Source organism: Pseudomonas sp. NPDC090203 (genome assembly GCF_044746765.1).
In the GTDB taxonomy this organism is placed as follows: Bacteria; Pseudomonadota; Gammaproteobacteria; order Pseudomonadales; family Pseudomonadaceae; genus Aquipseudomonas; species Aquipseudomonas putida_AD.
The window spans coordinates 145,236-165,572 of the sequence record NZ_JBIVCV010000006.1; the positions used below are offsets into that span (position 1 = coordinate 145,236).

Here is a 20,337-nt window from a genome sequence, read left to right on the forward strand (position 1 = left end):
CTAGCGAGTTGCAGCAGCGACTGCAGCGCCGAAGATCTCGGCAATCTGGTCGATCTGGGCAGCAGTGACGATCAGGGGCGGCAGGAAACGGATGACGCTGGAGTGGCGGCCACCCACTTCGATGATCAGGCCGCGCTTGAGGCACTCACGCTGGATTTTCGAAGCCAGTTCACCGTTCTGCGGGAAGCGACCCAAGGCATCGGTGCGCCCTTCGAGGTTGACCATCTCCACCCCGAGCATCAGGCCCATGCCGCGCACATCGCCCATCTGCGGATAGTCCTTCTGCAACCCGCGCAGATGCCCGGTCAGACGCTCGCCCATTGCCGCAGCATGCTGATCCAGTTGCTGCTCGCGCACGATACGCAAGGTGGTGGAGCCCGCGACCATCGCCAACTGGTTGCCACGGAAGGTCCCGGCGTGGGAGCCCGGTTTCCAGACGTCCAGCGACTTGTTGTAGACCACCACCGCCATCGGCTGGCTGCCACCGATGGCCTTGGACAGCACCAGCACGTCGGGGATGATGTCGGCGTGCTGGAAGGCGAATGGCTTGCCGGTGCGGGCGACGCCACACTGGATTTCGTCGAGGATCATCGGCACCCCGGCCTCGCGGGTGATGCGCCGCACCTCACGCAACCAGTTGGCCGAGGCCGGCACCACGCCGCCCTCGCCCTGCAGGGTTTCCAGAATCATCCCGGCCGGTTTCAACACGCCACTTTCGGGGTCCGTCAGCTGGTTTTCGATGTAATGCAGGCCGATGCGTTCGCCCGCCTCGCCACCCACGCCGAACGGGCAACGGTAGTCGTACGGGAACGGCAGAAACTGCGCGTTCGAAGCCATGCCGTCCAGATACGCCTTGGGTCCCAGATTGCCCATCAGCCCCAGCGCGCCCTGGGTCATGCCGTGGTAAGCGCCGTGGAAGGCCATCAGGTTGCTGCGACCGGTGGCGGTGCGCACCAGTTTCAGCGCCGCTTCCACCGCGTCGGTGCCCGCCGGGCCGCAGAACTGGATGCGCGCATCCCTGGCGAACTCCGCCGGCAACAGGGCGAACAGTTCATTGATGAAGTCGTCCTTGGCTTCGGTCATCAGGTCCAGGGTGTGCAGCGGGCGTTGACCATCGAGGAGGCTGCGCATTGCCTGCACCACCTCCGGGTGGTTGTGCCCCAGCGCCAGGGTGCCGGCACCGGCCAGGCAGTCGATGAACCAGCGTCCTTCGCTGTCCTGCACATGAATGCCCTGGGCGCGCTTGAGCTCCAGCGGAATGCGCCGCGGATAGCTGCGGGCGTTGGACTCCACCGCCGCCTGACGCTCCAGCCGCGGGGTCGGCGCGAACTGGTAGTTCGCATTGACCAGCGCTGCGTCTGGCCCGCTTTCAGCGTTGATCGGCGTCACGTTGTGTTGGCTATGCATATTCCTGCTCCTGGAAATCATGTGATTGAGGACGCTCGTTGACCTGCGCGAGGGCCTCGGCAAGCTGGGTGATGAACTGCTGATCACGGACAATCGAAAGGTGGTCGGCGTCGATCCAGGCCGAAACCTGCATGCGAGCACCCATGCCCTGCTCCAGAAGAGCCGGTGCGTTATCGTTATTTTCCGGGGAACGCTCGGCCCACCAGGCGTAGACCGGCACGCTCTGGCGGTGGATTGCCCGGCATTGATTGGCCAGCGTGCGCATGTGCCGCTCGACGCCCAGCAACTGTTGCCAGTGCTCATCGCCTTCGCTGTCCGCATCGCTGTCCGGCGCTCTGTTTTCCGGCACAGGTGGACGCGGCTGCCCTGCCCCCGGCACGTAGCCGTCGATCAGACCGACGAACTCCACACGCTTGCCCAGACGGGTCAACAGGCGGGCCATTTCCAGCACCATGGTGCCGCCCATCGACCAGCCGACCAGGCGATAGGTCCCGCCCGGTTGCTGCTCCAGCAGCGCCTTGACGTAATCCCGGGCCATCTGCTCGATGGAGGAATCGCGCCAGTTGCCGTCCAGCACCTGACGGTTCTGGATGCCCCACACGTCCCACTGCGCGGACAGCCGACGAGCCAGGGCGTAATAGCCCACCACCGTGCCGCTGACCGGGTGCACGCAGAACACCGGCGGCTTGTCGCCGGGGCCGCTGGTCAGGCGGATCAGCGGGTTGGGCGCGCCGTTGTTGCTCGATGGCTTGGCGCTTGCCGGCGACTCTGGCTGTGCCACCGGCAGTGATTCCAGCAGTTGAACCAAGGCCAAGCGATAAGCGTTTTGCAGGCGTTCGATGGTCTGGCGCTGGTAGCGCTGGCCGCTGAAACGGAAAGTCAGCCCCAACTGCCCGGCGTACACCTGGCCGTTGATTTCCAGCTCGCGATTGAGCGCCGTGGCCGGGTCGATCAAGGCGCCGAAAGACACCTTCGACGGCGCGAAACGACCGTCGCCCAGATCCTGATCGAACTGCCCCAGGTAGTTGAACACCACCTTGGGCTCCGGCAGCGCGGCCAGTTTTTCACGCACCGGCTCATTGCCCAGATAACGCAGCAGACCGAAGCCCAGGCCCTTGTCCGGCAGGCCACGCACCAGGGCGCGAACCTGTTCCAGCGTCTGGCGAATACTGCTCGCGGCCTTGACCCGTACCGGGAACAGGCTGGTGAACCAGCCTACGGTGCGGCCTACGTCCAGCGCCTCGGACAACGCTTCGCGGCCATGACCTTCAAGGGCCACAAGGTTGTCGCTGCGACCGGTCCAGCCTTCGAGCGTCTGGGCCAATGCCGCCAGCAGGATTTCATCGATTCGCGCATCCAGCGCCGCCGGAGCTTCGCGCAACAGGCGGCGGGTCGAGTCGGCATCGAGCAGCAATTCACACTGTTCGAGATCCTGCTGAGTCGCACGCCCCTGAGCGTTGTCCACCGGCCACAGGGTATCGTCCTGACCGACCTGCGCGAGCCACTGCCCAGCCTCGGCTTCACGTTCAGGACTCAGTGCTGCCTGCTGCAAGTGGCGCGCCCAGCGCTGGTAGCTGCTGGCTTTCGGGCCCAGATTGACGACGCTGTTCGACGCCAGTTGCGCGTAGGCACGGGCCAGGTCCTCCAGCAACACACGCCAGGACACACCGTCCACCACCAGGTGGTGCGCGACCAGCAGCAGGCGCTGCTCACTGGCATTCGGCATCTGCGCCAGTACCAGCCGCAGCAAGGGGCCGTCCTGCAGGTCGAGGCTGCGCTGGGCCTGCTCGCACAGGGCGGTCAGCTCGTTGTCATCGGCGACGTCACGCACCCACAGGCTGTCGCTGACCGGTGTTTCCCGGTAAGCCTGCTGCCAGCGGTTGTCGGTCAACTGCCGGAAGCTCAGGTTGAGGCCATCGTGATGACGCAGCACCGCCTCCAGCGCACGGGCCAACAGAGGCGCCTCGACCGGGCGCTTAACCTCCAGCAGCAGCGCCTGGTTGAAGTGCGCACGGTTGACCATCGGCTGCTCGAAGAAATGCGCCTGGATCGGCGTCAACGGCAGCTCGCCGGTTGGTGTTTCATCGACCAGCACTTTACCAGTGGCCTCGACCAGGGTCAGGCGCAGGGCCAGGTCCTTGAGCCGTGGGTGGCTGAACACGTCCTTGGGCAGCAGTTTCAAGCCAACCTGACGCAGACGGGTAATCACCGCCAGCGACTGGATCGAGTCACCGCCCAGCTCGAAGAAACTGTCCTGACGGCTGACGCTTTCGACACCCAACAGCTGCTGCCAGACTTTTGCCAAGTGCTCTTCGCGCTCGCCCTGAGGCGCTTCGAAGCTGTGGCTGCTGACGTGCGGATTGGGCAGCGCGTTGCGGTCGAGCTTGCCGTTGGGCAACTGCGGCAGGCGCTCCATGCAGACGATGTAGTGCGGCACCATGTATTCCGGCAGCGTGAGGCTCAGTTGCTGCTTGATCTGCTCTTCGTTCAGATCGTTGCCGCCGACGTACCCAAGAAGCTGCTTGCCGTTCGCCCCGTCACGCACGATGACCAAGGCTTCACGTACACCTTCACAACCCTTGAGGGCCGCCTCGATTTCACCGGCCTCGATGCGGAAGCCGCGAATCTTGATCTGGTGGTCGATGCGGCCCAGGTATTCCAGCAAGCCCTGACTGTTCAGGCGCACGCGGTCGCCGCTGCGATAGATGCGCTCGCCGGCCCGGAACGGGTGCGGCAGGAAGCGTTCGGCGGTGGCGCCCGGACGGTCCAGATAACCCCGCGCCACCGCGCCGCCCAGATAGAGTTCGCCAGCGATGCCTTGAGGCAGCGGGTTCAGATCCGCGTCCATCACGTAGCCCTGACGATCCCCCACCAGATCACCGATTGGCGCATAGGCGGTGGTGAAGTCGGCGGTCTCGGCGGACGCCAGCCACAGGGTCGGGGTGACCACGGTTTCGGTCGGGCCGTAGCCGTTGATGATCCACAACGGCTGCAGGTTGCGGATAACGTCGTGCAGCATTTCGCGGCTGAAGGCTTCCCCGGCAAAGCAGTAGGTTTTCACGCCCGGTCCCTTGCCCTGCAAGCCGGCCCAGTCGGACAACTGCCGCAGGTAGCTTGGCGGGAAGGACGCGACGGTGATGCCTTCGCGGATCAGCGTGTCGTAAGTCTGTTCGACGCTCCACAGTTCCTGATCGCGCAGCACCACGCGGGCGCCGTAACACATCGGCATCATCCAGCCTTCGTGGGCACCGTCGAAGCTGATCGACAGGAAGTGGAACTTGCGGTCCTCGGCGGTGAAGCGATAACGCTCGCCGATGGTCTGGATATGCATCGAGATGTCGCCGTGGGCGATGGCGGCGCCCTTCGGCTTGCCGGTCGAACCCGAGGTGTAGATCAGGTACGCCAGTTGCTGAGGATGAATCTTCACCTCTGGCGCGGTTTCGGGCTCATCCGAGACATCCAGCTGATCCAGATTGAGCAGCGGCACATCACCCACCGGCACGCGATCCAGTGCGGCATCGTGGGAAATCAGCAGCTTCACGCCGCCGTCTTCGAGCATGTAGCGCAGGCGCTCGGTCGGGTAATCCGGGTCCAGCGGGATGTAGGCGCCGCCAGCTTTCAGCACCGCCATGAACGACAGCCAAAGATCGACCCCGCGCTCCATGGCAATCGCCACGCGAACTTCGGTGCCGATGCCGCGAGCGCGCAGGGCGTGGGCAAGCTGATTGGCACGGCGGTCGAACTCGGCGAAGGTCAGGCGCTGTTCGCCATGGACCAGGGCGATGGAATCGGGGCGCAAGCGGGCGTGATCGGCAATCAGCTCGTGAATCGGGCGCTCGACATACGGCGAGAACGGCGGCGTGTTCCACCGATCCAGCGCCACCAGGTCCGACTCGCCCAGCAAGGGCAGGTCGCCGATGGCGGTGTGCGGTTGCGCGCAAACCGCGTTCAACACTGTCAGCAGTTGGCCGTACAGGCGCTCGACGGTCGAGGCGTCGAACAGGTCAGTGGCGTAATCCAGGTAGCCGCTGATGCGCCCGTCCTGATGCTCGAAGGTGCCGAGCACCAGGTCGAACTGCGCACCCTTGATGTCCCATTGCTGCGCTTCGATGCTCAGGCCGTCGAATTGCAGCAGCGACATGTCCGGTTGCTGCTGGTGGTTGTAGCTGACCTGGAACAACGGGTTGACGCTCAGGCTGCGCGCCGGTTGCAAGGCTTCCACCAGTTGCTCGAACGGCAGGTCCTGGTGGGCATGGGCGCCGAGCAGGTTGTCTTTCACCTGCGCCAGCAACCGGGCGAACGGCAGATCACCGCTGACCTGGGCACGCAGCACCAGGGTGTTGACGAAGAAGCCGATCAGCCCCTGAGTCTGCACCTCGGCACGGCCCGCCACCGGCACGCCGATGCGCAGGTCACGCTGACCGCTGAGGCGATACAACAGAGTGTCGAACGAGGCCAGGAACAGCATGAACAGCGTGGCATCCTGGGCCCGGGCCGTGTGTCGCAGTCTGTCGGCCAGATCCTGCGGCAACACAAAGGCATGCCGCCCGCCCTTGCCATCGCGCTCGGCAGGCCGCGAGCGGTCAGCCGGCAGCTCCAGCACCGGATGCTCGTTGCCCAGCGCTTCACGCCACCAGCTCAACTGCCGTTCGCGCTCGGGCCCGCTGAGCACCTCGCGCTGCCAGCTGGCGTAGTCGGCGTACTGCACGTTCAGGTCAGGCAATTGGGGTTGCTGGCCTTCAGCAAAGCCGCGGTACAGACGGGCGAAATCTTCGAGCATGACCTGCACCGACCAGCCATCGGAGATGATGTGGTGCATGCACAGCAGCAGGCGCCACTGATCCTGGCCGATTCGCACCAACGCCACGCGCCACGGCGCCTGAGGGGCATCGAGATCGAACGGCTGGTTCATGAAGCCGTGGGCCAGTTCGGCCAAGTCGCCCTCCATCGCCGCACTGTCGCGCAGGTCATGCCGGGCGATGTTCACGCCGGCCAACGGCAGGATGCGCTGCAACGGCACGCCCGCCTCGCCGGGCTGGAAGCAGGTGCGCAGGCTTTCATGGCGGGCTGCCAGGGCGTCGAAGCTGTGTTGCAGCGCATCGATGTCCAGCGCACCGCTCAGGTTCAGCACACAGGGCAAGTTGTAAGCGGCGCTTTCCGGCTCCAGTTGCGCCAGGAACCACAGGCGCTGCTGGGCGAAGGATTGCGGGGCGAAGGCAGCTTCACCCCGAGGCAACAAGGCTGGCAATGCCGCCCGTTCGGCGCGGGTGCTCAGGTAGTGCGCAAGGTCTGCCAGCACCGCCGAATCGAACAGCGCGCGCAGCGGCAGTTCCAGCTTGAGCTCGCGACGGATCTGCGCCACCAGTTGAATGCCCAACAGCGAATGACCGCCCAGTTCGAAGAAATTGTCCTGTCGGCCAACCTGCTTCACACCCAGCAGATCCTGCCAGAGTTCGGCCAGCGTACTTTCCACACCGGCCAGCGGCGCTTCGAAGGCTCGTTGCTGCACCTGTGGCTCTGGCAGGGCCTTGCGGTCCAGTTTGCCGTTGGCCGACAGCGGGAATTTCTCCAGCGTCACCAGGTGCGCCGGGACCATGTAGTCCGGCAGGCGTTGTTTGAGTTGAGCACGCAGTTGCTCTTCGTCGAATGCTTCGGCGACGACGTAGCCCACCAGTTGCATGCCAGTGGACAGTTGACGTGCAACCACCACCGCTTCGCTGATCGCTGGATGATCCAGCAGCGCCGATTCGATCTCGCCGATTTCCACCCGCAGGCCGCGCAGCTTGATCTGGTGATCGAGACGGCCCAGATATTCCACCGCGCCGTCGGCACGCCAGCGCGCCAGGTCACCGGTGCGGTACAGGCGCTTGCCCTTGCCGAATGGGCTGGCGACAAAACGTTCAGCCGTCAGGCCCGGACGTAGATGGTAACCACGGGCCAGACCGTCGCCGCCAATGTACAACTCGCCCGGTACGCCAATAGGTTGCGGGTTGAGGCGGCTGTCTAGGATGTGGACTTGCAGGTTGGCAATCGGACGGCCGATGGGCACCGAAGCGCCGGGTTCGTTGCGGCACGTCCAGTGGGTGACGTCGATGGCGGCTTCGGTGGGGCCGTAGAGGTTGAACAGGCCTGCGTTGGGCAGGCGCTGCAGGGTTTCCCGCGCCAGATCGGCAGGCAAGGCTTCGCCGGAGCAGACGATGCGTTTCAAAGACACGCAGCCATCAAGATCGTCCTGCGCCATGAACGCCGCCAGCATCGACGGCACGAAGTGCAGCGTGGTGATCTGATGATCTGCAATCAAGGCAGTCAGCAGCGCAGGGTCGCGATGATCGCCAGGTTGGGCCATGACCAGACGCGCGCCGACCATCAGAGGCCAGAAGAACTCCCACACCGAGACGTCGAAGCTGAATGGGGTCTTTTGCAGGACGGCGTCGGTTGCGCCAAGTTGATAAGCCTCCTGCATCCACGCCAGGCGGTTGAACAGCGCCGCATGGGTGTTACCCGCGCCTTTGGGCTTACCAGTCGAGCCCGAGGTGTAGATCATGTAGGCCAGTTGCTCGGGATGAATCTCCACAACCGGCGAGGTAACTGGCTGACCACTGACATCCAGACGATCCAGATTCAGCACCTGCACGCCTTCCATCACCGCCAAGTCATCGATGACCGCGTCATGGCTCAGCACCAGACCAACGCCTGCGTCTTCCAGCATGTAACGCAGACGATCCGCCGGGTATTCCGGATCCAGCGGCACGTAAGCAGCGCCGGCCTTCACCACCGCATACAGCGCGACCACCATTTCAATCGAACGCAAAGCGGCAACGCCCACCAGCGACTCGCGACCTACACCTTGAGCTCGCAGGCAATGAGCGAGTTGGTTGGCCCGCTGATCCAGCTCCAGATAGGTCAGCGCCTGTTCACCAAAGCGCAGAGCTTCACGATCAGGATGCGCCTGAGCCAAGCGCTCAAACTGCCGATGCACGACGAACTCGTCAGTCGCCCAGTCCCGCGCGGTTTCATTGACCAAAGCCAACTGCGCCCGGTCCTGCAAGTCCAGCAATTCAAAATCACCAATCGCCGCATCCGGCTGCTCCAACAACTGCGCAAACAACTGCACAAAACGCTGATGCAGGCGCTCGACCGTGCCGTGATCGAACAGATCCGTGGCGTAATTCCACGACCCACCCAAACCACCATCGGCGTCTTCATGGGTGTTGAGCGCCAGGTCGAACTGGCTGCTGCCGTCGTCCAGCGGCAGCACGTCGGCCACCAGCCCCGGCAAGCCGGACAGCGGTTCGAAATCGCGCTGCTGGTGGTCGTAGGCCACCTGGAACAACGGGTTGTGGCTGAGACTGCGCTGCGGCTGCAAGGCTTCCACCAGTTGTTCGAACGGCAGGTCCTGATGGGCCTGGGCACCCAGCGTCGCGGCGTTGGCCTGTTCCAGCACCTGACGGAATGTCAGCTCGGCAGACACCTGGGCACGCAGCACCTGGGTGCTGACGAAGAAGCCGATCAGGCCTTCCACCTCCAGACGGGAACGCCCGGCAATCGGTACGCCGACGCGCAGATCACTCTGGCCGCTGAGGCGATGCAACAGCACCTGATACGCCGACAGAATCGTCATGAACGGGGTCACGCCCTGTTGCCTGGCAAAAATGCGCAGACGCTGACTGAAGGCCTCGTCGAAGTCGAACAGCAGGCGGTCGCCGTTATAGCTTTGCTGCGCAGGACGCGGCCGGTCGCTCGGCAATTCCAGCACCGGGTGCTCGTCGCCCAGTTGTTCGCGCCAGTAATCGAGCTGCCGCTCGCCCTCGCCCGCCGCCAGCCATTCACGCTGCCAGGCGGCGAAATCGGCGTACTGCACCGGCAACGGCGCCAACTGCGGCGCGCGGTTTTTCAAGGCGGCGCGATACAACTCGCTGAACTCCTGCAACAACACCCGCACCGACCAACCGTCGGAGATCATGTGGTGCAGGCACAGCAGCAGGCGCTGCTCATCGGCCGCCACCCGCACCAGCGCCACACGCCAGACCGGGCTTTGCGACAGGTCGAACGGACGCTTGACGAACTCCTGCGCCAGCGCCTTGAAAGCCGCCTCAGGATTGGCTTCCTGACTGATGTCCAGACGCTCGATCTGCACCGCGCCCGCCGCATCGATCTGCTGCAACGGCAGGCCTTCGCCCGCCATGAATCGCGTGCGCAACACCTCGTGCCGTGCGGTCAGGCCGTCGAACGCCAATTGCAGGGCCGCTTCATTCACCTCGCCGCGCAGACGCATCGCGCCCGGCAGGTTGTAGGTGTGGCCGCCCGGCTGCAACTGGTCGAGGAACCACAACCGCTGTTGCGAGAACGACTGCACCGCCTGGCTGGCGTTGCGCTTGGTGAGTTCCAACTGCTTGCCCGGCTGCTCCAGTTGCTCGATGCGCAGGGCGAAATCCGCCAGCCGCGGTGCTTCGAACAACAGCCGCAATGGCACGCTCAGTTCATGTTCATGACGCAGGCGCGAGATCAGTTGCATCGCCAGCAGCGAATGGCCGCCCAGCTCGAAGAAGTGATCATTACGCCCTACCGCATCAATGCCCAGCAGTGGCTGCCAGAGGGCTGCCAGTTGCTGTTCGATCTGGCTTTGCGGCGCCTGGTAATCGCTGGAAGCGAGTTGCGGAGCCGGTAATGCGTTGCGGTCCAGCTTGCCGTTGGGCAGTTGTGGCAGGCGCGCCATGCAGATGATGTGAGCCGGGACCATGTACTCGGGCAGGGTCAACTTGAGTTGCTGCTTGATCTGCTCTTCGTTCAGATCGTTGCCCCCGACGTACCCAAGAAGCTGCTTGCCGTTCGCCCCGTCACGCACGATGACCAAGGCTTCACGTACACCTTCACAACCCTTGAGGGCCGCCTCGATTTCACCGGCCTCGATGCGGAAGCCGCGAATCTTGATCTGGTGGTCGATGCGGCCCAGGTATTCCAGCAGGCCCTGGCTGTTCAAGCGCACGCGGTCGCCACTGCGATAGATGCGCTCGCCGGCCCGGAACGGGTGCGGCAGGAAGCGTTCAGCGGTGGCGCCCGGACGGTCCAGATAGCCCCGCGCCACGGCGCCACCCAGGTACAGTTCGCCAGCGATGCCTCGAGGCAGCGGGTTCAGATCCGCGTCCATCACGTAGCCCTGGCGGTCCCCCACCAGATCACCGATTGGCGCATAGGCCGTGGTGAAATCGGCGGTCTCGGCGGACGCCAGCCACAGCGTCGGGGTGACCACGGTTTCAGTCGGGCCGTAGCCGTTGATGATCCACAGCGGCTGCAGGTTGCGTATCACGTCATGCAGCATCTCGCGGCTGAAGGCTTCCCCGGCGAAGCAGTAGGTTTTCACCCCCGGCCCCTTGCCTTTCAAGCCGGCCCAGTCGGACAACTGGCGCAGGTAGCTCGGCGGGAACGAAGCGACGGTAATGCCTTCGCGGATCAGGGTGTCGTAAGTCTGCTCGACGCTCCACAGCTCCTGATCCCGCAGCACCACCCGAGCGCCATAACACATCGGCATCATCCAGCCTTCGTGGGCGCCGTCGAAGCTGATCGACAGGAAGTGGAATTTCCGGTCCTCGGCAGTGAAGCGATAGCGCTCGCCGATGGTCTGGATGTGCATCGAGATGTCGCCGTGGGCGATGGCGGCACCCTTCGGCTTGCCGGTCGAACCCGAGGTGTAGATCAGGTACGCCAGTTGCTGAGGATGAATCGTCACCTCGGGCGCGGTTTCGGGCTCAGCCGAGACATCCAACTGATCCAGATTGAGCAGCGGCACATCACCCACGGGCACGCGATCCAGCGCGGCATCGTGGGAAATCAGCAGCTTCACACCGCCGTCTTCGAGCATGTAGCGCAGGCGCTCGGTCGGGTAATCCGGGTCCAGCGGGATGTAGGCGCCACCGGCCTTCAACACCGCCATGAACGACAACCACAAATCCACACCGCGCTCCATGGCAATCGCCACCCGAACTTCGGTGCCGATGCCGCGAGCGCGCAAGGCGTGGGCCAACTGGTTGGCGCGGCGGTCGAACTCGGCGAAGGTCAGGCGCTGTTCGCCGTGGACCAAAGCGATAGAATCGGGACGCAAGCGTGCGTGATCGGCGATCAGTTCGTGAATCGGACGCTCGACGTAAGGAGAGAACGGTGGCTGGTTCCAGCCGTGCATCTCCTTCACGTCATCTAGGGTGAGCATCGACAGGTCGCCGATGCGCGCTTCAGGGAAGCGGCAAATGCCGTCGAGCAGGGTCTGGAAATGGCCGCACAGGCGTTCGACCTGCCCGGCGCTGAACACGTTGCTGTGGTAGTTCACATGGATGTGCGCGCGCTCGCCCGCCACCACCGCCAGGCTCAGCGGGTAGTGGGTCTTGTCGCTGAGCTCGACCGCACCCAACTCGATGCCGCCGGCTTGCTTGTCGCGCAGCACGGCGTCCACCGGGTAGTTCTCGAATACCACCAGGCTATCGAACAGATCGCGGCCCGCATGCCCGGCGTAGCGCTGGGCCTCGAACAACGGCGTGTGTTCGTGCTCACGCAGTTCGAGGTTGTGCTGTTGCAGCTCATTGAGCCAGTCACCGACCGTCTGCTGCGCCTGGGGTGCCTGCACCAGCGGCAAGGTGTTGATGAACAGCCCGAGCATGCGCTCGATGCCCGGCACCTGGGCCGAGCGGCCAGACACCGTGGCGCCGAAGGCCACGCGCTGCTGACCGGTGTAGCGCTGCAACAGCAGCACCCAGACCGCTTGAATCAGGGTATTGGCGGTCACGCGCTGGCGGCGGGCGGCCGTGCCTAGCAGCTCGCTGTCCAGATGCATAGTCTTGACCAGCACCTGGGTCGGCAGCGGCTCGCCATTGCTCGAAGTCGGTGCGGTCAGGGCCGTGGCCATCAGCGTCGGTTGTTCGAAACCGGCCAGATGGGTCTGCCAGAACCGCGCGCTGTGTTCGGCGTCGCGGCTGTTGAGCCACTGCACGTAATCGCCGTAGTGCCCGGCAGGCTGAGGCGCGGCATCGGACATCGCCGCCTGGATCACCTCGCCCAGCACCGCCGCGCTGCTCCAGCCATCGAGCAGGATGTGGTGGAAGGTCCAGACCAGTTTCCACAGGGTCTCGCTCTGGCGCACCAGCAGCACGCGCATCAGCGGCGCGTTCTGCAGGTTGAACGGGGTTTCTCGCTCGGCGGCCAGCACTTCGCCGAGTGCTTCGGTGCGCCCACGCAGGTCCAGTTCGCGGACCTCAAGCTGCGCATCGCGACGGATCAGTTGCACCGGCTGCTGGCTGCCGCTCAGGCGCAGGAACGAGGCGCGCAGAATCGGATGACGCTGCACCGCTGCCGCCCAGGCCGACTTGAATCGCGCCAGAGGCAGGTGATCGACATCCAGCGCCACCTGGTTGATGTACAGGTCGCGGGCATCGTCAGCGGACTGCACGTCGCTCAGTTCGCTGTGGAACAACAGGCCCTGCTGCATCGGCGTCAGCGGGTACAGTTGCTCGACGTCGCGGGCGGCGACCGGCAGTGCGTCCAGTTGCGCCTGGGTCAATTCAAGCGCCGGGAAGTCCGAGGGCGTGACCGCCGAGTGGCTGCGGCAATGCTCGATGACCTCGTCCAACGCTGTCGAGTAGGCGTCGAGCAGGTGTTGGATCGACGCTGCTTCGTGACGTTCGCCGCTGTAGCTGCAGGTTAGGCTGAACTGGCCGTCGCGCACCTGGGCATCGATGGACAATTCGCAGCCCAGCGGCGCATCGGCGGCACGTTGGGCACCGCTGCCTTCAGCGGACAGGCGGAACAGCCCGCTGCTGTCCTGCACGCGGCCCATGTAGTTGAACAGCACGCAGCCTTCCAGCGACGGCAACGCCTCGCCGCGCAGATGGCGCAGCAGGCCGTAGCCCAGGCCGCCATTGGGTACCGCGCGCAGGGTTTGTTTGGTGTGTTTGAGCGCTGCATCGAGACTCTCGTGGGCCTGCAGGCTGACCGGGTACAGGCTGGTGAACCAGCCCAGAGTACGGGCCGGGTCGATGCCGTCGAACAGGTCCTCGCGGCCATGGCCTTCCAGCGCGATCAAGGCGCGGGGCTGGCCACTCCACCGGGCAAGGGCGCGGGTCAGCGCGGTCAGCAGCAGGTCGTTGATCTGGGTGCGATAGGCTGCAGGGGCCTGGTTGAGCAGCGCCTGGGTGCGAACGGCGTCGAGTTGCAGGTGCTGATGTTGCACGACGCTTTGCTGCGCCTTGCCCTGGGGGTTGGCACACGGCAGTTGCGGCGCAGGCGGCAGGTTACGCCAGTAATCGGCTTCGGCCAGCAGCGCATCGCTGTAGGCGAAATCCAGCAGGCGATTGGCCCAGCGCTGGAACGACAGGCCCTTCTCGCCCAGATCGATGGTCAAGCCCGCCTGGGCCTGGACGTAGGCGTTGTGCAGGTCTTCGAGCAGCAGGCGCCACGACACGCCGTCCACCACCAGGTGATGCACCACCAGCAGCAGACGCTCGCCGCCTTCTGCCAGTTTGAACTGCACGGCGCGCAGCAGCGGGCCGTCGCTCAAGCGCAGGCTGGCCTGGGCTTCATCGCAGATTTCAGCGAGCTGCCGGGCCCCGACCTCACGCTGCCAGAGCAGGCGTGCGGCGTCCTCCTCGGCGCGATAACGCTGTTGCCAGTGGCCGTTGTCCTGCTGGACGAAGCCCATGCGCAGCGCGTCGTGATGATTGATCAGCGCCTGTAGCGCGTGGCCCAGCGCCGCAGGATCCAACGCCTCGGACGGGGTCAGCAACAACGACTGGTTCCAGTGGCTGCGGTTGCCCATGGGCTGCTCGAAGAACCAGTGCTGGATCGGCGTCAGCGGGATGTCGCGGTTGAATTCGATGCGCGAGAGCGCGGCGGCTTCGCTGTGGTTGACCACCTGGGCCACCTGCGCCAGCTCGGCGATGGTCTGGCGTTCGAACATCTGCCTTGGCGACAGCCCGATCCCGCGTTTCTTTGCGCGGGAAACGATCTGCAGGCTGAGAATCGAATCACCGCCCAGTTCGAAGAAATTGTCTTGTCGGCCAACCTGCTTCACGCCCAGCAGATCCTGCCAGAGTTCGGCCAGTGTACTTTCCACACCGGCCAGCGGCGCTTCGAACGCCCGCTGCTGCACCTGCGGCTCTGGCAGGGCCTTGCGGTCCAGTTTGCCGTTGGCCGACAGCGGGAATTTCTCCAGCGTCACCAGGTGCGCCGGGACCATGTAGTCCGGCAGGCGTTGTTTGAGCTGGGTGCGTAGTTGCTCCTCGTCGAAAGCTTCGGCGACGACATAACCCACCAGTTGCATGCCGTTGGCCAGTTGCCGGGCCACGACCACCGCTTCGCTGATCGCAGGATGATCCAGCAGTGCCGATTCGATCTCGCCGATTTCCACACGCAGGCCGCGCAGCTTGATCTGGTGATCGAGACGACCCAGATATTCCACCGCGCCATCGGCACGCCAGCGCGCCAGGTCACCGGTGCGGTACAGGCGCTGGCCCTTGCCGAACGGGCTGGCGACGAAGCGCTCAGCCGTCAGGCCAGGACGTAGATGGTAACCACGGGCCAGACCGTCGCCGCCGATGTACAACTCGCCCGGTACGCCGATAGGTTGCGGGTTGAGGCGGCTGTCGAGGATGTGGACTTGCAGGTTGGCAATCGGACGACCGATGGGCACCGAGGCGCCCGGTTCGCTGCGGCAGGTCCAGTGGGTGACGTCGATGGCGGCTTCGGTGGGGCCGTAGAGGTTGAACAGGCCTGCGTTGGGTAGACGCTGTAGGGTGTCCCGGGCCAAGTCCGCAGGCAAGGCTTCGCCGGAGCAGACGATGCGTTTCAGCGAAGTGCAGTTGGACAGATCGTCCTGGGCCATGAACGCGGCGAGCATCGACGGGACGAAATGCAGCGTGGTGATTTGATGATCTGCAATCAAGGCAGTCAGCAACACAGGGTCGCGATGATCGCCAGGTTGGGCCACGACCAGACGCGCGCCGACCATCAGAGGCCAGAAGAACTCCCAGACCGAGACGTCGAAGCTGAATGGAGTTTTCTGCAGGACGGCATCGGTTTCATCGAGTAGATAAGCCTCCTGCATCCACGCCAGGCGGTTGAACAATGCAGCATGAGTGTTGCCCGCGCCCTTTGGCTTACCGGTCGAGCCGGAGGTGTAGATCATGTAGGCCAGTTGCTCAGGGTGAATCTCAACCACCGGCGAGGTAACAGGCTGATCGACAAGTGACAGCCGATCCAGATTCAATACCTGCACGCCTTCCATTGCCGGCAAGTCATCAATCACCGCGTCATGGCTCAATACCAGGCCAACGCCAGCGTCTTCGAGCATGTAGCGCAAACGATCTGCCGGGTATTCAGGGTCCAGCGGCACATAAGCAGCGCCCGCCTTCACCACCGCATACAGCGCAACCACCATTTCAATCGAGCGCAAGGCAGCCACGCCCACCAGCGACTCACGCCCCACACCTTGAGCGCGCAAGTAATGAGCGAGTTGGTTGGCCCGCTGATCCAGTTGAGCGTAGGTCACCGCCTGCTCACCAAAGCACAGAGCTTCACGATCAGGATGCAACTGAGCCAGGCGCTCAAACTGCCGATGCACGACGAACTCGTCAGTCACCCAACTCCGCGCCGTGTCATTGACCAAAGCCAGTTGCGCCCGGTCCTGCAGATCCAGCAATTCAAAATCACCAATCGCCGCATCCGGCTGCTCCAGCAACTGAGCGAACAGCTGCACGAAACGCTGATGCAGGCGCTCGACCGTGCCGTGGTCGAACAGATCCGTGGCGTAATTCCAGTTGCCCGCCAGTTCACCCGCCGCGTTCTCCCAGGTGTGCAACGCCAGGTCGAACTGGGCGCTGCCGCTGTCCAGCGGCATCAGGGTCGCGCTCAGGCCAGGCATCAGTTGCAGCGCCTCGTCCTGGCGCTGCTGATGGTTGTACAGCACCTGGAACAGAGGGTTGTGACTCAGGCTGCGCTCGGGCGCCAGGGCATCGACCAGCTGTTCGAACGGCAGGTCCTGATTGGCCTGGGCGCCTTGGGAGGCGTGGCGAACGTTATCGATGATGCGGTTGAAACTGGCGTCGGCCGTGACGTCGCCGCGCAGGATCTGGGTGTTGACGAAGAAGCCGATCAGCCCTTCGGTTTCCGCCCGCTGACGTCCGGCGATGGGTACGCCGATGCGCAGGTCATTCTGGCCACTCAGGCGCTGCAGCAGCACCTGATAGGCCGCCAGCATCACGGTAAACAGGGTCACACCGCGCTGCCTGGCCAGCTCGCGCATGCGGGTTGAAAGCGTTGCGTCGAAGCTGAACGGCAGGCGCGCACCGCGGAAGCTCTGCCGTGCCGGGCGCGGACGGTCGGCGGGCAGTTCCAGCACCGGCGGTTCATCGCCCAGTTGCTGTTTCCAGTACTCCAGCTGACGATCAGCCTCACCCGCTTCCAGGCAAGCGCGCTGCCACAGGGCGACATCGGCGTAGCTTAGCGGGAGCTGCGGCAAGGCTTGATCCTCGCCTTCAAGGGCTGCGCGGTAGGCCTGGACGAAATCCAGCAAAAGCACCTGGATCGACCAGCCATCGGCGATGATGTGGTGCAGGCAGACCAGCAACACATGCTCGTCTGCCGCGCGCTCAACCAGCGCCACGCGCCACAGCGGGCCCTGCGCCAGATCGAACGGGCGACGGGCGAACTCATCGGACAGCGCCTTGAGTTCGTCCTCGCTGGCCGCGTTCAGGCGCTCGAACGGCAACGCCTGTTGTACCAGCACCAACTGCTGCGGCGTGCCGTCCTCGGCGGTGTCGAACACCGTACGCAGGCTGGCGTGACGCTGGGCCACGCCTTCGAAGGCCGATTGCACGGCTGCAATGTTCAATTCGCCCTTCAGACGCAGCGCACCCGGCAGGTAATAGGTGCTGTTGCCAGGCTCCAGTTGCTCAAGGAACCACAGGCGCTGCTGGGAAAAGGACGTCGGACTGCGCTCGCCCGCCACGCCGGATGGAATCGGCAGCGCCGACGCATCCAGCCCCTGTTCGCGCAGCTTGCCCAGAAACACCCGGCGCTGTGCCGCACCCAGGCTGAGAAAGCGCGTGGCCAGGGCCAGCAGCTTGCTTTGCGAAGTCATGCTCGGTTGCGACATCAGTTGCTTTCCTCCAGCTCATTCATGAACTCGTCCAGGGCATCTAGCCCCTCGAGCGTCAGGGTCTGCCCCTGCAAGGTGTCGATCAGGGCCGCCTGTGCGGCGACGGTGGTGGCTTCGAAGGCCTGCGCCAGCGGAATGCTCACCCCCAGGCGCTCGCGAATGCGCGACAACAGCCGTGTCGCCAGCAGCGAGTGCCCGCCCAGTTCAAAGAAGTTGTCGTCGCGCCCTACCCGCTCGATTTTCAGCAGGCCCTGCCAGAGTTCGGCGAGCACCTGCTCGCGCTCGCCCCGGGGCGCCTCGAAGTGGCGTTCCTGCACGCTCGGCGCTGGCAGGGCCTTGCGATCCAGCTTGCCGTTGGCGTTGCGCGGCAGGCGGTCGAGCAGCATCACGTGGGCCGGCACCATGAACGCCGGAAGCTCCAGGGCGAGCGCAGTTTTCAGGACATCCACAGACAAGCTGTGCGAGGCCTGCGCGACCACGTACGCCACCAGTTGCGGGCCATGGGCCGTCGGTTGCGCACTGACCACCGCGTCATGGACGGCGGGTTGGGCCAGCAGCACGGTTTCGATTTCACCCAGCTCGATGCGCTGGCCGCGGATCTTCACCTGGAAGTCCGCCCGGCCGACGTACTCCAGCGCGCCTTCGGCGTTCCAGCGCACCAGGTCACCGCTGCGGTACAGGCGCGCACCGGCCTCACCGAATGGGTCGGGCAGGAAGCGCTCGGCGGTCAGGCCTGGGCGCGCCGCATAACCGCGACCGACCCCGACGCCGCCGATGTACAGCTCGCCCACCACGCCCGGCGCTGCCAGTTGCAGGCTGGAATCGAGCACGTACAGCCGGTTGTTGTCGGTCGCCCGGCCAATTGGCATGTTCGACCTGGCAGGCGGGGCCGCCGTCAGCGTGTGCAGCGCCACGTCATCGGCGCACTCGGCCGGGCCATAGGCATTGATCAGCGGCACGTCGGGGTAGCGTGCGAACCAGCGCGAGGCTAGGTCCACCGTCAGCGCTTCGCCAGTCGGCAGCAACCAGCGCAAGGCATCCAGCTTGTGCGGGGCCACCGCGAGCATGCCGTCGATCACCGCAGGCACGCACTCCAGAACGGTGACCTGATTGGCGACCACTTCCTCCAGCAAACGCTGGGGATCGTGAACCACCGCATCCGGCAGAATTTCCACTCGCCCACCGAACAGTGGTGCGGTAAGGAACTGCCACACCGAGATGTCGAAGCCGGTGGCGGCGGTCTGGGCGATCACATCGCCCTCGGCCAGGCGCAGGTACGGCAGCTTGGACATCTGGTTGTTGAGCATGCCGCGCTGGTTGACCATCACCCCTTTCGGCTCACCGGTGGAACCGGAGGTGTAGATCACATAGGCCAGTTGTTCGGCGCTGGAGTAGCGACCGGGGTTGCTCTCGACGGTGCCTGCCAGCAGGTCCTCGAGAATCAGCAGCCGTGGCTTGACCTCGGCCAGCTCGACAATGGCCCGGGCTTGCGCCAGGCAGTCGCGGGGCGTTAGCAAAACCTGCGCTCTGCTGCTCACCAGCATCCGCGCACTGCGCCCGGCCGGATGACGGTCGTCCAGTGCCAGATAGGCAGCACCGGCCTTGAACGCGCCGATGATCATGCTCAGCAACGCCAGGCCACGGGGTGCGTACAGCGCCACCACGTCGTCGCCCTGAACATTCGCAGCGATCAGGCCGTGGCCGATGCGGTTGGCCTCACGGTTGAGTTCGCTGTAGCTCAGGCTCTGGCCTTGGCAACGCGCAACTTCCAGCGATGGATGGGCCTGCACCCGGGACTCGAAACGCTCCAGATAACTGATGCCGTACCAGTGTTTTTCCACCGGCCCCTGCCCCTGTTGCAAGAGCTGCTCGCGCTCGGCCTGCTCCAGCAGCTGCAAGTGGCTGAGGGTCTGCTGGGGGTTGTCGATCAGTTGCGCCAGCAGGCGACGGAAATGCCCCACCAGGGTGGTCATGTCGTGGTCGTGGAAGTGACGGGTGTCATAGGTCAGTTGCAGTTGCAGCGATTCGCCCGGCAGTAGCACCACGGTCAACGGGTAGTTGGTGTGGGTGCGGTTGGCCAGGGGGTTGATCCGGTATTCGTTCACGGCCTGCTGAACCTCTGCGCCCAACGGAACGTTTTCAAAGACGAACAGGCTGTCGAACAGCGGCTGGCCACGCGGGGTGTCGGCCAGCAGCTGGATGTCAGCCAGGGACAGGTGCTCGTGCTGACGCATTTCGGCGTTCTGCGCCTGCAAGGCGTTGAGCAGCTCCAGCGCCGGCGCGCCCGCACCCGGACGCTTGAGGCGCAGGGGCAAGGTATTGATGAACAGGCCCAGTGCGCCTTCGATGCCTTCCAGCTCGGTGGGACGACCGGCGACGGTGACGCCGAACAGCACCTCGTCACGGTCAGCGTGCTGCATCAGCAACAGCGCCCAGGCGGCCTGCACGAAAGTGTTGGCGGTCAGGCGATGCTGGCGGGCCTGATCGGCCAGTTTCGAGGTTTGTTCGACGCCCAACGCCAACGTGACGTCGCGCATCTGCGGCTCACCGTGCGGGCTGTGGCGGTACGGCAGCGGCGTGACATCGGTGAACCCGGCCAGCGCCTGGCGCCAGTAGTCACGGCTGACCATTTCGTCCTGCTCGGCCAGCCAGGCGAGGAAGTCGCGGTACGGTCGCGCGGCCGGCAAGCTGACGTGACGCCCCTCCAAGTGTGCACGGTAATGAGCGAAGAACTCGGTGAGCATCAGGCCACGGCACCAGGCGTCGATCAGCGCATGGTGGTGGCTCTGGAC

At 64.6% G+C, this 20,337-nt stretch carries 3 protein-coding genes (1 of these 3 cut by a window edge); all 3 read right to left on the bottom strand.

Annotated features, from left to right (window positions below; all coding sequences use genetic code 11):
* Tightly spaced (each overlapping or abutting the next), the 3 genes in view from ACIPO9_RS12510 to ACIPO9_RS12520 form a layout consistent with a single transcriptional unit that may run on beyond the window.
* On the bottom strand, nucleotides 1-1,407 hold the full coding sequence (locus ACIPO9_RS12510; protein WP_400781190.1) for an aspartate aminotransferase family protein: 1,407 nt from the start codon (nucleotides 1,405-1,407) through the stop codon (nucleotides 1-3).
* On the bottom strand, nucleotides 1,400-17,542 hold the full coding sequence (locus tag ACIPO9_RS12515) for a non-ribosomal peptide synthase/polyketide synthase (RefSeq protein ID WP_400781193.1): 16,143 nt from the start codon (nucleotides 17,540-17,542) through the stop codon (nucleotides 1,400-1,402). Before ACIPO9_RS12515 ends, ACIPO9_RS12510 begins: the two co-directional genes overlap by 8 nt.
* Nucleotides 17,542-20,337, bottom strand: the final stretch of a protein-coding gene (locus ACIPO9_RS12520) for an amino acid adenylation domain-containing protein (RefSeq protein ID WP_400781195.1). Its footprint extends 6,921 nt past the window's final position; 2,796 of the gene's 9,717 nt are visible here — the last part of the coding sequence; its start codon lies beyond the right edge, outside the window; its stop codon occupies nucleotides 17,542-17,544. Before ACIPO9_RS12520 ends, ACIPO9_RS12515 begins: the two co-directional genes overlap by 1 nt.